Raw genomic sequence first — 14116 nt, 5'->3', positions numbered from 1 at the left:
CAACTCAAACATAACAAAAATAAATGACCATATATTTCAAAAGGTTAATTATTGGCTCGATCCTTGAATTGACTATAGTGAAACCACCCGTAAATAACCAAATGCACATAATCAGGGAGTGATAAAATGCTAGAGACATTGACGGTAGTACTTGCTGGAGGTATGGGGTCACGCCTTTCTCCATTAACCGATAATAGAGCCAAACCAGCCGTTCCTTTTGGTGGGAAATACCGCATTATAGACTTTACGTTAGCCAACTGTCTTCATTCTGGTTTACGACGTATTCTTGTTCTCACGCAATATAAATCTCATTCACTGCAAAAACATCTTCGCGATGGGTGGTCAATATTTAATCCAGAGCTCGGAGAATACATCACCGTTGTCCCCCCACAAATGCAAAAGGGTAATAAATGGTATAGCGGTACCGCGGATGCTATTTATCAAAACTTATGGTTACTTTCTCGCAGTGAAGCCAAATATGTTGTGGTCTTATCTGGTGACCATATATATCGTATGGATTACGAACCAATGTTACAGCGCCATAGAGAAACCGAGGCAGACTTAACGATTGCTTGTATGAAAGTTCCAGTACAACAAGCAACTGCATTTGGTGTAATGTCGATAGACAATCAAGATAAAATCGTCGCTTTTGAAGAAAAGCCTGATCAGCCGACTCCACTCCCTGGTGATTCTGATCATAGCCTAGCGTCAATGGGCATTTATATTTTTACAACTAGCGCATTGATAGAAGCATTAGAAAAAGATGCCGAAAACATCGAATCTAATCACGATTTTGGTCAAGATATTATCCCGAATTTAATTAATAAAGATAAAGTCTATGCGCATAAATTTGGTGGCAAGGAAGGCCGCGTAACTAACGATGCTTACTGGCGTGATGTGGGGACAATCGATTCGTTGTATCAAGCGAATATGGATTTGCTACAACCTGTCCCACCAATGGATTTATACCAAAGAAGTTGGGCTATCCGAACCTATGAACCACAACTCCCACCCGCGAGAACTACATCGTCAGCAACCGGTAATGAAGGAATTTTTATTAACTCTCTGATATCAAGCGGGGTAATAATCTCTGGTGGCTCGGTGCAAAATTCGGTGCTTTCGCCTAATGTTCGTATTAACGACGGCGCAACAGTGGCAGACAGCATACTGTTTGATGATGTAGAAGTCGGCGAAAACTGCCAACTTAAAAATTGCATTATAGATAAACACGTAAAAGTACCAAATGGGACCAAAATTGGGCTAAACCCAGTGGAAGACGCTAAACACTTTGCCATTTCTGACAACGGAATCGTGGTAGTGCCAGAATCTTATGCATTCAGCTAAGCGGGTTCGGTAGTAGTTGGTATATTTGAATTAACCTTTCATCATCAAAAAGGTCGCTTTAATAAGCGACCTTTTTAAACTGCGATTTTTAGCACGTTAGCGAGCGTATATTATTAAAAACCGAAATGAAGCTATTTTGTATTTAGCCTAATGTGTTTTTAAACTGCTCTAGAAGTGATTTCTGCTCATCAGTCAGATTTATCGGCACCAGTACTTTTATTTTTACCAGTAAATCGCCTGTTTCACCTTGACGACTGGTGATCCCTTTACCGGAAACTTTAAATTTTCTGCCGTTTTGCGTGCCCGCAGGAATTTTAAGTTTGAAGCGGTTATCCAGCGCTTTAACTTCTAATTCTCCTCCAAGTGCTGCTGTTACAATATCGATTTCTGAGTTGCAGATTAAATCATTGTCTTCACGCTGTAGAAAAGCATGTGGTCGAATGGTTATCTTAACGAACAAGTTTCCCGCAGGGCCGCCGTTACTTCCCAAACCACCTTTACCAGAAAAGCGTATTCTTTCATCATCTTTAATTCCTTGCGGAATTTTAATGTTGATTTTCTTTTGCTTACCATTAACGGGTAATTCCAGCACTTTTTCGGTGCCTTGAACCGCTTCTACAAAATCAATAGTCACGGAAAACTCAACATCTTGTCCTTTCTGTGGCCTAGCTTGACGACTTCTCGACTGCGAAAAAATATCATCAAAACCACCACCAAAGCTTGAACGGCGCTGACCAAATGCGTCACCAAAGATATCTTCAAATCCCCCGCCAAAACCTTGAGAACGTCCCTGACCAAAACCATGCTCAGAACTAGCATGTCCGAATTGATCATATTGGCGACGTTTAGCTGAATCAGTCAGCGTTTCATACGCTTCTTTTACTTCTTTAAAACTATCACTTGCCGATGTATCACCAGGATTTTTATCTGGGTGATATTTCATTGCCAGTCTTTTATACGCCTTTTTAATGTCTTTTTCGGAGGCGTCTTTTGCAACACCAAGCACGCTATAGTAATCGCGTTTAGACATGTTTTACCTCATTAATATAAAAATAGAGAAAGGATTACTTTTCAAAATTCATTTTAGATAGCAGAAGTGTATGGATTTATCCAATGAACACAACTATTAGTTACTATTTAAACGCTATTTATACCAAGCAACAAGTACCAGTTACACAACCGTCTCACTCAAGGGCGGGAAAAATTATTTTTCTCATCTGAAATTAATCTGTGGTGGAAAAGGTCTTGTAAAGAGTTAGTGAATAAATAGTAAAGGAATCCAATGATCGATTGGCTAATACAAAGCATGGAACTATCAGCAAACTTAGGCGTTGCTGAAATATTTCTATCCATTATTTTACTTTCTTATTTATTGGAAGACTTAGCTATCGTAAGTGCTGCACTGTTAGCCGCAGACCACGCTATTCCACCTTCACTTGCTCTCGCCGCTATTTTCATTGGTATAGCCACTGGCGATGCAGGCTTATACGGACTAGGACGACTCGCCGCCAACTGGCGAGCATTGCGATTCCGCCTACTTAAAAATGGTCGCATGCGCATGGTTCGCACACGCCTTAAATACCGTCCATTATGGAATATAGCCTTAATCCGCTTTATACCCGGATTGAGAACCATTGGCTTTACATTAAGCGGTTTATTCCGCATAAAATTTTACCAGTTTATGGCAGCCGTGCTTCTCGCTACTGCTTGCTGGACTACATTAATATTCATTTGTATCTATCAGCTTGGATCAATCGCTTGGTTAGTTGATAGTCAATGGAAATGGATGATTGCCCCGTGCGCCATTGCCGGTTTGTGGTTGCTTAATCGTAGTTCTGTTAAAAAAATAAATATTCATCAAAAAGGAATATCGCTTTGAGTCTCGTAAATCAATCTGCTGCATCTAGACAAAATACAGGCAGAAATAATGTCCACTACCTAACAAAGACACCAATAGAAGGACAGTCCATTCAAGTTAGGTTAGGAATGCCTGAAATGGATAAATCAGGCCCAGAAATCTCACGCTATGAATTTTGGCCTACCTGGTTTTTTTATGCACCTGTGGTTGTACAGAGCCTTTGGCACAGTCTCAAATATCGCGACATCGGTTTGCCATTGATTGCTAATCCATCAATTTTACTGAGTGGCATGGTCGGTGAATCAAAAAAAGACATTCTCAATCTAGCAGGAAAAAAGGCTAAACAATGGATACTGCCCTTTTGTACTTTGAGAAAAAATAACCAAGCAATGGCTATTCAACTCAAAGATGCCTTAGAAGCAATGGAATATCAAAATCTAAAATTTCCTGTAGTGGCCAAACCAGATAAGGGATGTCGTGGTGCAGGCGTAAGATTAGTTCACAATGAGAAACAACTTATTGACTATATCGAAAAATTTCCAGTCTCTGCGGATTATCTCTTACAAAAAAAATCCGATTATGACGCCGAAGTGGGTGTTTTTTACATGCGATACCCGGGTGAAAGCCAAGGGCAAGTATTTTCAATCACTCTGAAATATGCTCCGTATGTTGAAGGCGATGGTCAACAAACACTTGAACAACTTATCCACAATGATCCTAGAGCTGGGCAACTTTCTCATATTTATAAACAAAGACATCAACACAAATTAAAATGGGTTATCCCTAAAGGACTCGAATTTAGATTAGCTTTTGCTGGCAGCCACAGCCGTGGAAGTATATTTAAAAACGGAAACCAATATATTTCTAAACAGCTGACTCAGCAACTTGACCAAATTTTTGATGATTTCGACGGTTTTCATTATGGACGATTGGATATTAAATTCAAAAATATCGACAGCTTAATGGCAGGCGAGGATTTTCAGATTATCGAAATTAATGGAGCAAGTAGCGAAGCCACACATATTTGGGATAGTAAAACCTCACTCAAAGAGATATTTTCGACGTTACTGTTCCAATATCGCTCACTATACAAAATCGGTTATTTACAAAAAAAAGCGGGGCATAAGACACCTAAATTACGCACCTTATTCAAAGCGTTAAAAGAAGAACGTAATTTAACCAAACAGTATCCATCAACCGATTAATATCGATAAAAATCAATAGGTAAACAACATGAACAACCAATCAACATGCCCATCTGTAGCGGGCAACTTGGAAGCAATAGAACAAAGTATAACCTTATGTGATTTACTCGATAGCCACAGCTATACATACAGAGCCGCTCCCTACATACAAAGCTCTATAGGCGAACACTTTAGACATATTCTCGATATGTTTTTCGCATTAGCACACTTTACCCAACGAGGTATTATCGATTATGACTTAAGACGTCGAGGAGCACCGGTAGAATCACAATTAAGCGTTGCAACAGAAGAACTTAAACAAGTCAAAACTTGGTTAGAAACACTAAGTTTGCAACAATTAGATACACCAGTAACGATGCTGTCAGAAGCAACCATTCAAACGCAAACAATCTGCAAAGTGCCTTCGTCATTAAGACGTGAACTCCTTTTTGTTGCCAGTCATACTGTGCACCATTTAGCTATCATAAAGATCATCACTAAACATTGCGGCATTAAAACCGACGAACAATTGGGCTACGCCCCTGCGACTGCAACTTATTTGAGAGGACAAGCTTAATGCTCCTATCGCCAAGTTTATCAATATTATTAAAGGGACAGCCCCGTTTACAAGGACAACGTTTACGAGGACAGTCCTAATGTGTACGGCATCATGGTTATTAGATGAAAGTGGTTATCAAGTTTTTTTTAATAGAGACGAACAAATTGGTCGTCCTAACGCTCAACCGCCAACGTTGTTTATGAGTGAAAATGGTACTCGCTATTTAATGCCTGTTGACCCTGTTGGGCAAGGGAGTTGGATTGCGACTAATGAATATGGTTTGACCTTATGCCTCCTTAACTTCTATCAAGGAAAATTACCGGAAGGGGAATTAATTAGTCGAGGACAGCTAATAAAAAACTTTGCTGGATTTATGTGTGCCGAAACCATAATGGATTATTTTAGCCAGTTAAATTTGCAACAATATGCGCCTTTTACTTTTGTTATATTTGATCCAGAATTGACTTCCAAACAAGGGCATGTACGAACACTTCAGTGGGATGGAGACATGCTTATTAGTACCCTACCCTCACCACCGCTTATTTCTAGTTCGGTTGACGCGGAAAATGTGAAAACTTCGCGTGAGAGGGCGTTTGTTCAGTTTAACGCTCAAGCTGAGACAACAGAGTCAAGATTAGCTTTTCATCATTGCCATTATCCCGAGAAAGGCCATCTATCACCTTGCATGCACAGAAGTGATGCGAATACCGTTAGTTTTACTCATGTGGTCTTAAACCCGAAACAGGCTACTGTTTACTATCAAGATGGTTCACCTTGCCAGCAAGCACCTTACCAACAAAGCAACTTGTTACGTCGCGCTAGTTTTCAAAGCCCTAGTCACTTTTTAGCGACGGATGAATCCGTAGATAACTCAATCGTCAATCCGGCCTAAATCTAATAAATAAAGACAAAATAAATTGAAAGTTTTCCGCTTTAAATACTGTCTTATTATTTAGCTATAAATGATTTTTAAAGGGTAAGATAATGAAAAAATGGTTCACAGGATTTCTTATACTATTGAGTGGAATATTTTCTGCATTTTCTGCGCTAGCGGAAGAACCCATTTACACTGGCTTTTTTAGTAATAAAGCCGTAGACGGATATGATACCGTCGCCTACTTCACTCATAATCGCGCGATGAAAGGCGAACAAAAATACATGCTCGAATACATGGGTGCGGATTGGTATTTTATCAGTCAAACCAATTTAGATAAGTTTAAAGCCGACCCAACCAAATATGCACCGCAGTACGGTGGTTATTGTGCTTGGGCGATTGCAGAAAAGAAAGATTTTGCACCAGGAGACCCAAATAATTGGAGCATAATCGATGGTAAACTGTACCTGAACTACAACCGAGAGATTAAAAATAAATGGTTAGAAAATAGCGACAACTTCATTCAGTTAGGCGACCAACACTGGCCTATGCTATTCAGTATCAATGACTGATTAAATGACAACTAGCCAAAATGAACGATCACTTTTGGCTAGTATAATTTTTCAAGCAATTATACGCTACTTTTGCTGATTCAAATGCAAATTGATTAACATCTACATCCTCTATTTTTACCCATTCAACTGCTGCCACGTCATCTTGTGCGTTGATCAATGGTTTTTCAGCTAATTCCACGACGAAAAAACAATCGCATGTTTTATAAGTAATACCTTTATATGGGTAAGTATTGGGTATCGAATCAAGCAATTTGGCCGACGTTACATGAATATCGAGTTCTTCTAACAGCTCTCTTGCGACCGCTTGCTGTAACGATTCATTTGGATCAACAAATCCACCGGGAAAGTCCCACATCCCTATACCTGGGTTTCTTCCACGAATTGCGATCAAGATTTCATCCTTACATACTATCCCCACCATTACCGCAGCAGCAACATTATGAAATAATGAAAATGAACACTGATTACAACGAAACAACACCGCTGGCAATTGTTCGGTTACCAGCGATTCTGCACCACATTGAGGACAAAACTTCAGTGTGTTTCGATGAACAGCTTCACCTGAATTCACGTTTTTACTTTGAGAGACTAACGCCAACTTAAAATCCTCACTTCATTTCCTTCTTCCGGTGTACGAGGCACATTTAATGCTAATAACAGCGATATCACCGCCATTACCGCGCCTAATAAGAAAACGGCAGATGGAGAGATAAGCCAAATCATCCCAAAAGTAACAGGGATAACTACTGCGGCAATATGATTAATGGTAAACGCAACACCTGCGGTTGAGGCCATATCAGCTGGGTCTGCGATTTTTTGAAAATAGGTTTTTATGGCTAACGCCAAAGCAAAAAACAGATGATCAACAACATAAAGGGCTGCGCCCCATTCAGGCGACTGTACGAAGGCATAACTGATAAACACTACAATTAAACCAATATATTCAAAAGTGAGTGCTTTACGCTCTCCAACACGACCAATCAAACGACCAATTTTCCGAGCAAACAACCAGTTAAAAAGATAATTAATTAAAAACAGCAGAGTAATGTCTGCCGCTGAGTAGCCAAACTTTTCAACCATCAAGAAACCAGCGAAAACGGTAAATATTTGACGTCGTGCACCACTCATAAAGGTAAGCGCGTAGTACAGCCAATATCTTTTTCTCAATACTAATTTTTTATTCTGGGGCGTATGTGTAGGAAATGCAGGAAATGTAAATGCTAATACCAAAGTAATCGTAAAAGCGACCCCACCAGCGATAAGATAGACCCAGACAAAATCAAGCTTTAACTGTTCTAATGCTAGCCAAAGTGCAGCATAAGTAAATAATGACGCAAAAGCACCGACCGAAATTAGTTTCCCTAGCATTTCAGGCGCTTCTTCTTTACTAAGCCATTGTAATGAAAGTGATTGCTTTAATGTTTCAAAATAATGAAAACCAATAGACATCACCAATGTAGTAAACAGTAGCCCGCCCAACGACGGAAAAAATCCTGTCATTGCAGTGCCTAGCGCGCACATCGCTAAAGCAATAATAATGAACTTTTGTTCGCGTATAAAAAGCAGCACAAATACGGCGGTAAAAGCCAAAAATCCGGGGATCTCGCGAACACTTTGCAGCAAACCTATATCAGATCCATCAAAATTTGCCCGTTCTACAACGAAATTATTTAGCAAGGCTTGCCAGCTTGAAAAAGCAATAGTGACAACCACAGAGATAAGTATCAAAAAATTCTGAGGTGTTTGCCAACTAGGGCGACTATCTGTTGTTGTATCCACTGATTGTCCTTATCGGATAGATTTTAATAGTTGTAACGGTTATCTAATGATTAAATGACAGCTTGTCAGATCAGAAATGCCATTTAATTTATGATAATAGCTTGTTAATGTCGAGCATGGATATCACTTACCGGTGCACGCTTACGCCCATTAGTAACAGCCAGTATTCCTATGCTGCTAATTAACATTTAAGTAAAAAATCATGTTATGTCTGTTCGATGTAACGCATAAATTGCATGGTCAACAACCCTTCCACCTAGGTTTTCGTTACGAGTAATAATGCCTTCAAGTGTCATACCCAAACGTTGACACACCGCACGGCTAGCGGCATTTTCTGTGGCGGCTGATATTTGAATTTTCTGCATATTCCACTGTTCAAATGCCATATTAATTAAAGCTCGACATGCACGTGTAATAATACCATTGCCTTGGTAAGGCTCGGCTAACCAATAACCAATTTCAACTTTTTCCAGTTGGTGATTAATTGTATTAAAACCAATATTACCGACTAATTGATCGTGATAGAAAATAGCACAGACCATCGATTTTCCATTGGCATAATCGAGCAATGAGTGTTGAATAAACTCTTCAAAATCGTATTTGCTTTTGCAGTGTGGCGGCCAAGATAACCATTGTTGTAAATGATTAAAATTGTCTCTTGCTAGTTCAGCATATCGTGGTGCAAATGATTTATGCATCAAGGCCAGTTTTAACTCATAATCTATTTCACTAAAAAACACCATTTCGGTCTCCATTATATCGGAAAGGTGGGCTAACTGAGCTATTCGTATCGACGCTAGGTTATCGTTAAAAGATATATTCACGAGCATCAATTGCGTGACTTTAAAAGCAGGAAATAATTAAACCTTGGTTCTTGCAACAATACCTGAGACAATTGATTATTATATAATATACAAAGGTTCATTATGAAACTTTTAGTTCGTAACCTATCTCGTTCAACCACAGAACAAGAAATCCGCATACTATTTTCTGAATATGGTTCAGTAAAACAGTGTAACTTAGTCCTTGACCAAGAAACTGGGCTTTCTAAAGGATTCGCATTTGTTGAAATGCCAGAAATAACCGAAGCTAGAGCGGCTATTGCTAAGTTAAATCAAACAACTGTCGCGAATAACAAAATTAGAGTAAAAACAGCCGATCAATAAAGCCGTATATAAGTAACTTATGTTCAGTAACGTTACTTATAAAGTAATACCTAATAATTAAGCCATCCTGAGACTTTTGTTAAAATCAAACCGTCTTTCTATTAAAATTACGCCGTACCACTGGATACTTTTATATAGACGATGGCAAATAAACCTGCAAACACGGCAACAGTAAGTAGTAATTTTAGCCAAAGATATTTCAATGTTTCTCTCCCTTTACAAATAACCAAGTTAAATGTTAACGCTAGTGTGTACTCTACCTAAATAAAAGACTAGATCTAAAAAATCCCGATGGCTGTTCACTTGTTAATGAAAGCACATCGGGAGTTAAATTTAAGCTAGTATTTTACAATACGGTTTATATTACAATGCCGTTTGTAAAATCTTACGACTCACATCTAAAGTAACATCACCATGTTCGCCTAATTTTACCATGCCATGTTTTTCGAGGTTAACAATAAGGCCATCAATATCAGACTCACTTAGATTAACTTCAGACAAACGAACTGGTACTTTCATTTCTTGGAAGAACGCTTCTGTTTTAGCGATCGCTAAATCAATTTTTTCTTCGTCTGAACCTTCTGTTATGCTCCAAACATTTTTCGCGTACTGTAATAATTTATCTTGTTTATTCTCACGACAAACTTTCATTACCGCAGGGAGAACGATAGATAGTGTTCTTGCATGATCTATTTCATATGACGCCGTTAACTCGTGACCAATCATATGTGTTGCCCAATCTTGCGGTACACCCGACCCAATTAAGCCATTTAAAGCCATGGTCGCCGACCACATAATATTCGATCTTACTTCTAGATCGTCACGCGTTTTTTCATCGAGTGCTTTAGGCCCTTCTTCGATCAAGATGCGCAATAAACTTTCAGCAAAGTAATCTTGAACCTTAGCGTTAACGTTATAGGTTAGATACTGTTCCATAACGTGAATAAATGCATCGATAACCCCGTTAGACACTTGTCTTTCTGAAAGTGACAAGGTTGTCTTAGGATCTAATACTGCAAACACAGGACGAACCAGTGGGCTCATAAATGGTAATTTGTTACCATCGCGAGTGATAACCGAACCACCATTACTCTCCGATCCGGTCGCTGGTAAAGTTAGCACAACACCAAGTGGAATCGCAGAGTCGACCGGCGCTCTTTTCGCAACGATATCCCATGGGTCTTCACCCTCAAAACGGGCCGCAGCTGCCACAAATTTACTGCCATCAACAACCGAACCACCACCAACAGCTAAAAGAAAATCAACATCATTTTCTTTTACCATTTTAACAGCCTTCATTACTGTGTCGTATTTTGGGTTTGGTTCAATACCAGAAAACTCAAAAAAAGTATGATCTTTTAATGCTTCTACAACTTGATCATAAACACCATTTGATTTAATTGACCCGCCGCCATACAGCATCAGTACTTTAGCGTCTTTAGGAATATCCGTTGTAATGGCTTGAATTTGCTCTGGTCCGAAATGAATTTGCGTCGGATTTTGAAAGCTAAAATTAAACATAGTACCTTCTTTTTTTGGTTGAATTTGGATTGGCTTACAGCATTTCTAGTAGTTTTGTTGCCGTAGATTCTGAGCTAGCCGGGTTTTGTCCGGTGACTAACAAACCATCTTGAACGACAAATGGGCTCCAATCACTTACTTTTTGATAATCTGCACCACGATTTTTCAGTTCGTCTTCTAATAGAAAAGGAACAATATCCGTTAATTGTACTGCATCTTCTTCTGAATTACTGAACCCTGTTACCGCTTTAGACTGAACAACATAGTTACCTTGCGCATCTTTTATATTGAGCAATACCGCTCCTGCGTGACATACCGCGGCGACAGGCTTTTGTGTAGATAGGAAGGACTCTATCAAACCAATAGAATCAGAATTGTCGACTAAGTCCCACAATGGACCATGTCCACCAGGATAAAACACCGCATCATAATCACTAGAATCAATATCACTCAATATAAGTGTATTACCAAGTTGAGTCTGTGCAATATTATCTGCATCAAACCGCTTAGTTGCGGCTGTTTGAAAATCTTCGAGTTCACTTTTTGGATCAATAGGTGGCTGTCCACCATTTGGTGAAGCGAGGGTAACCTCAATACCTGCATCCATAAATAGATAATAAGGAGCAGCAAACTCTTCTACCCAAAAACCGGTTTTCTCGCCTGTATTACCTAATTCTGAATGAGACGTTAATACCATAAGAATTTTCTTACCTGAGAAGTTAGCCATGATGTGACTCCTTTGATTTGAATGATGACCTTTACGATCTTGAGCCCACTATAATACCGATAGATTATTTAGACAATGAAGCAAATATCAACTACATTAGTTCAAAATTTGAAACAATAAGGTACGCCAACAGATGAATTTATCTATTGAGCAACTTAAAAGCATGGTGGTATTTGCACATACAGTTGAACAAGGCAGCTTTAGTGCTGCCGCCCGGCAACTCGGCCTTTCTCGAACCGTTGTGAGCTACCATATAAAGAAACTCGAAGGAAGTTTAGGCGTTAAACTCATCAATCGATCTACACGAAGTTTGTCTCTTACCGAAGCAGGCAAAGCGTATTACGACAGTTGCAGAGTGATCACTGAACAAGCTAATTTAGCTCAGCAGAAAATGGATAACTTCAAAAACGAACCGCAAGGATTATTAAAGATCACGTGCCCTGTCAATGTTGGCCTTCAGCTGATTGTGCCTGCGCTGAACGAATTTAAGGAGCGGTTTCCAAAAATTGATTTAGATGTCATGTTGTCAGACGATGTCGTCAACATTATTCAGGAAGGTATCGATCTAGCTATTCGTGGCGCACCGTTACCCGACTCCCAACTCCAAGCGACAAAATTATCTACCTTACCTACTTGCTTGGTAGCATCTCCAGCGTATTTTGAGCGATATGGACGCCCTAAAACGCCAGTAGAGCTAGACGGTCATAAATGGGTAATCTACAAACAAACCTCCTCAACGTTAGAATTAACCAAGGGAACTCGTTCTTATCGAGTGAAATTAGAAGGTGGAATATCTACCAACAATGCGGCGGCACGTACTGCGTTTGTTGAAGGAGGACATGGCTTAGGAAAAATCCCATTGTATGATGTTGCTCCAAAAGTCAAGCAAGGTCATCTCGAAGTGATATTAGAAGATTACCAACTTGCACCGATTAATGTTTTTGGTGTCTTTCCACCCGGCGCATCTAAATCAAAAAAGCTGCGCGTGTTGCTCGATTTTTTAAAGAATTATTTTACCAATATGGATTCAATTGAAAGGAACAGTATTTTATAACTATGGTGATGGTCTCAACATGAAATACAAAGAACCTATCAATATAGGCTCTTTGATATCGGTATTGCTGTTAAAACTAACTGACCGTTACGACTAGATTACCGTTAAAACTAGTTTGCCATTAAACAAACACGCTTCAACGGATTACTTAAAGAGTTAGTAAGTAATTTACCAGATCATAATATTCGTCAACGGTTTTAATATCACCAGACTGAACAATATATTTGTTATTCACTACCACACCAGGTACGCCGCGCAATCCAGTAGCAGCAAACTGCTTATCGAATCGTTTCTGCATAGAATCTACCGAAAAACCATTAAATGCAGCATCAAATTTCTCTCCTGAAACACCGTTATCTACAAATATTTGACGTAGTTCTTGCTCATTTTTAGGCGTGTTTTTAAAGTCATGGATCTGCTTAAACATTGGCATTACAAGCTTATCATCAACCTTTAATGCCACCATGGTAGCGTAAGCTTTAGCCATTGGTACTGCCATATTATTACCCATAAATGACACATGTACTTTCTGCACCGGAACATTACTTGGTAACTGATCTTTTAAACCATCAATAACCGGTTCGAATCCATAACAGTGTGGGCAGAAAAACGAAAAATACTCGGTAACAACCGGTGTAGAAGATTTTTTTGCATCCAGTACTGTGTAATGTTGTCCTTCATTAAATTGAGCAGCGTGAGCCACTACGCTTAATAACACACTTGATACTAACAATAATAATTTTTTCATTTTTCTTTTGCTCCTAAAATCGTTAATCGATTTTATTCATTTTGTATACATCGTTGTCCGCTACATACAGACAACGGAAATAAATTATCTTAGTAGAAATTGACTATACGCTTAATCGCATTTTCGTTTACTAGCAATGTCCATTTACTAAGAATTTGCATTTAATAACCATTTATCTTTATTGATAAATCAAGCAATGGGAGGTTTATATAAAGATTGAGAAAAATAATTAGTTTTAATTATCAACTCATCTTCAATAGGCGCTAATGAATAGGCAGGTAAAATAATTGAACTATGCACGAACGCTGAAGGAGGATACAAAGTGCACATTGCGGAACCGCAACTGTGCGAAACTGGTTTGGTTTTGACATCTAATGAAGCGGAAATCATACTCACATCAACATGATGTACGCCGTCTATCGATTCAGAATAAATATCGCCACTCGTTTCTGCATCAATAGGACATATATTATAATGACTGAACACAAGAACCACTGAAGCACTCGCACTGAAACTCATCATTACTAATGAAGTAAGCAAAGTACAAATAACTAGCATGGATTGAGTTCGATAATACATATTAATACTAAAAACAAAAAGTTGTTGTCATAATACATAATCATTTTACAGTGTACAATGGCGAACTATTTTCCTTAACATTGAAAATCTATGTTTGTTGTGCAAATCTGGTATTAACCACGACACTCACCGTTAGCTCATTGGACAA

General features: G+C 38.9%; 16 protein-coding genes. 8 read left to right on the top strand and 8 right to left on the bottom strand.

The genetic code is table 11. The annotated features are described in order from the left end of the window. The first annotated feature begins 126 nt into the window (after positions 1–126). A complete protein-coding gene (gene glgC, locus R3X26_RS02775) occupies positions 127–1344 on the top strand; it encodes a glucose-1-phosphate adenylyltransferase (protein ID WP_317715604.1) in 1218 nt (405 codons plus the stop codon). Positions 1345–1486: 142 nt separating this feature from the next. On the opposite strand, the gene R3X26_RS02770 is transcribed toward glgC, so the two are convergent. Next, the gene (locus tag R3X26_RS02770) at positions 1487–2374 is read right to left on the bottom strand and encodes a DnaJ C-terminal domain-containing protein (protein WP_317715603.1); all 888 of its coding nucleotides are present in this window, start codon (positions 2372–2374) and stop codon (positions 1487–1489) included. 252 nt (positions 2375–2626) lie between these two features. On the opposite strand from R3X26_RS02770, the gene R3X26_RS02765 reads away from it, so the two are divergent. The 5 genes from R3X26_RS02765 (at position 2627) to R3X26_RS02745 (ending at position 6391) form a co-directional block, all read left to right on the top strand. Further along, the gene (locus R3X26_RS02765) at positions 2627–3223 is read left to right on the top strand and encodes a DedA family protein (protein ID WP_317715602.1); all 597 of its coding nucleotides are present in this window, start codon (positions 2627–2629) and stop codon (positions 3221–3223) included. Positions 3224–3330: 107 nt separating this feature from the next. After that, the gene (locus tag R3X26_RS02760) at positions 3331–4407 is read left to right on the top strand and encodes a D-alanine--D-alanine ligase (RefSeq protein ID WP_317715923.1); all 1077 of its coding nucleotides are present in this window, start codon (positions 3331–3333) and stop codon (positions 4405–4407) included. A gap of 28 nt (positions 4408–4435) precedes the next feature. Then, the gene (locus R3X26_RS02755; protein WP_317715601.1) at positions 4436–4963 is read left to right on the top strand and encodes a DinB family protein; all 528 of its coding nucleotides are present in this window, start codon (positions 4436–4438) and stop codon (positions 4961–4963) included. 79 nt (positions 4964–5042) lie between these two features. Then, a complete protein-coding gene (locus tag R3X26_RS02750; RefSeq protein WP_317715600.1) occupies positions 5043–5837 on the top strand; it encodes an NRDE family protein in 795 nt (264 codons plus the stop codon). A 92-nt stretch (positions 5838–5929) separates the two neighbouring features. Further along, positions 5930–6391: a YHS domain-containing (seleno)protein gene (locus R3X26_RS02745; RefSeq protein WP_317715599.1), complete on the top strand. Its 462-nt coding sequence runs from the start codon at positions 5930–5932 to the stop codon at positions 6389–6391. A gap of 28 nt (positions 6392–6419) precedes the next feature. Here the strand turns inward: R3X26_RS02745 and R3X26_RS02740 are convergent, their stop codons facing one another. From R3X26_RS02740 to R3X26_RS02730, 3 genes are all read right to left on the bottom strand, one after another. Beyond that, positions 6420–6992, bottom strand: coding sequence for an NUDIX hydrolase (locus R3X26_RS02740; protein WP_317715598.1), 573 nt, complete (start codon positions 6990–6992; stop codon positions 6420–6422). Further along, entirely contained in the window at positions 6983–8173 is a 1191-nt protein-coding gene (locus R3X26_RS02735) for an MFS transporter (RefSeq protein WP_317715597.1), read from the bottom strand. Before R3X26_RS02735 ends, R3X26_RS02740 begins: the two co-directional genes overlap by 10 nt. 200 nt (positions 8174–8373) lie before the next feature. Beyond that, positions 8374–8913, bottom strand: a complete 540-nt coding sequence (locus R3X26_RS02730; protein ID WP_317715922.1) for a GNAT family protein — start codon at positions 8911–8913, stop codon at positions 8374–8376. A 186-nt stretch (positions 8914–9099) separates the two neighbouring features. Between R3X26_RS02730 and R3X26_RS02725 the strand changes: the two genes are divergently transcribed. Beyond that, a complete protein-coding gene (locus tag R3X26_RS02725) occupies positions 9100–9339 on the top strand; it encodes an RNA-binding protein (RefSeq protein ID WP_317715596.1) in 240 nt (79 codons plus the stop codon). Between the two features lie 363 nt (positions 9340–9702). Here the strand turns inward: R3X26_RS02725 and R3X26_RS02720 are convergent, their stop codons facing one another. Next, complete coding sequence (locus tag R3X26_RS02720) at positions 9703–10860, bottom strand: iron-containing alcohol dehydrogenase (protein WP_317715595.1); 1158 nt, start codon at positions 10858–10860, stop codon at positions 9703–9705. 34 nt (positions 10861–10894) lie between these two features. Next, positions 10895–11587, bottom strand: coding sequence for a type 1 glutamine amidotransferase domain-containing protein (locus R3X26_RS02715; protein WP_317715594.1), 693 nt, complete (start codon positions 11585–11587; stop codon positions 10895–10897). A gap of 133 nt (positions 11588–11720) precedes the next feature. Here R3X26_RS02715 and R3X26_RS02710 point away from each other — a divergent pair, with 133 nt between their 5' ends. Then, complete coding sequence (locus R3X26_RS02710; RefSeq protein WP_317715593.1) at positions 11721–12641, top strand: LysR family transcriptional regulator; 921 nt, start codon at positions 11721–11723, stop codon at positions 12639–12641. 148 nt (positions 12642–12789) lie between these two features. Here the strand turns inward: R3X26_RS02710 and R3X26_RS02705 are convergent, their stop codons facing one another. Next, positions 12790–13389, bottom strand: coding sequence for a thiol:disulfide interchange protein DsbA/DsbL (locus tag R3X26_RS02705; RefSeq protein ID WP_317715592.1), 600 nt, complete (start codon positions 13387–13389; stop codon positions 12790–12792). Between the two features lie 189 nt (positions 13390–13578). Continuing rightward, the gene (locus R3X26_RS02700) at positions 13579–13968 is read right to left on the bottom strand and encodes a hypothetical protein (protein WP_317715591.1); all 390 of its coding nucleotides are present in this window, start codon (positions 13966–13968) and stop codon (positions 13579–13581) included. Between the last annotated feature and the right edge of the window lie 148 nt (positions 13969–14116).

The sequence above is a fragment of the Vibrio sp. TH_r3 genome, assembly GCF_033101115.1.
Taxonomy (GTDB): domain Bacteria; phylum Pseudomonadota; class Gammaproteobacteria; order Enterobacterales; family Vibrionaceae; genus Vibrio.
The sequence above is the reverse complement of the archived record's forward strand: the minus strand, read 5'-3'. Positions and strand labels throughout refer to the sequence as shown.

What these genes read in the sequence shown, in the direction of transcription:
- R3X26_RS02765 (WP_317715602.1), top strand. Translation starts at nt 2,627, where the DNA reads ATGATCGATTGGCTAATACAAAGCATGGAACTATCAGCAAACTTAGGC.
- R3X26_RS02700 (WP_317715591.1), bottom strand. Translation starts at nt 13,968, where the DNA reads ATGTATTATCGAACTCAATCCATGCTAGTTATTTGTACTTTGCTTACT.
- R3X26_RS02745 (WP_317715599.1), top strand. Translation starts at nt 5,930, where the DNA reads ATGAAAAAATGGTTCACAGGATTTCTTATACTATTGAGTGGAATATTT.
- glgC (WP_317715604.1), top strand. Translation starts at nt 127, where the DNA reads ATGCTAGAGACATTGACGGTAGTACTTGCTGGAGGTATGGGGTCACGC.
- R3X26_RS02750 (WP_317715600.1), top strand. Translation starts at nt 5,043, where the DNA reads ATGTGTACGGCATCATGGTTATTAGATGAAAGTGGTTATCAAGTTTTT.
- R3X26_RS02715 (WP_317715594.1), bottom strand. Translation starts at nt 11,587, where the DNA reads ATGGCTAACTTCTCAGGTAAGAAAATTCTTATGGTATTAACGTCTCAT.
- R3X26_RS02755 (WP_317715601.1), top strand. Translation starts at nt 4,436, where the DNA reads ATGAACAACCAATCAACATGCCCATCTGTAGCGGGCAACTTGGAAGCA.
- R3X26_RS02770 (WP_317715603.1), bottom strand. Translation starts at nt 2,374, where the DNA reads ATGTCTAAACGCGATTACTATAGCGTGCTTGGTGTTGCAAAAGACGCC.
- R3X26_RS02720 (WP_317715595.1), bottom strand. Translation starts at nt 10,860, where the DNA reads ATGTTTAATTTTAGCTTTCAAAATCCGACGCAAATTCATTTCGGACCA.
- R3X26_RS02705 (WP_317715592.1), bottom strand. Translation starts at nt 13,389, where the DNA reads ATGAAAAAATTATTATTGTTAGTATCAAGTGTGTTATTAAGCGTAGTG.
- R3X26_RS02760 (WP_317715923.1), top strand. Translation starts at nt 3,331, where the DNA reads ATGCCTGAAATGGATAAATCAGGCCCAGAAATCTCACGCTATGAATTT.
- R3X26_RS02710 (WP_317715593.1), top strand. Translation starts at nt 11,721, where the DNA reads ATGAATTTATCTATTGAGCAACTTAAAAGCATGGTGGTATTTGCACAT.
- R3X26_RS02725 (WP_317715596.1), top strand. Translation starts at nt 9,100, where the DNA reads ATGAAACTTTTAGTTCGTAACCTATCTCGTTCAACCACAGAACAAGAA.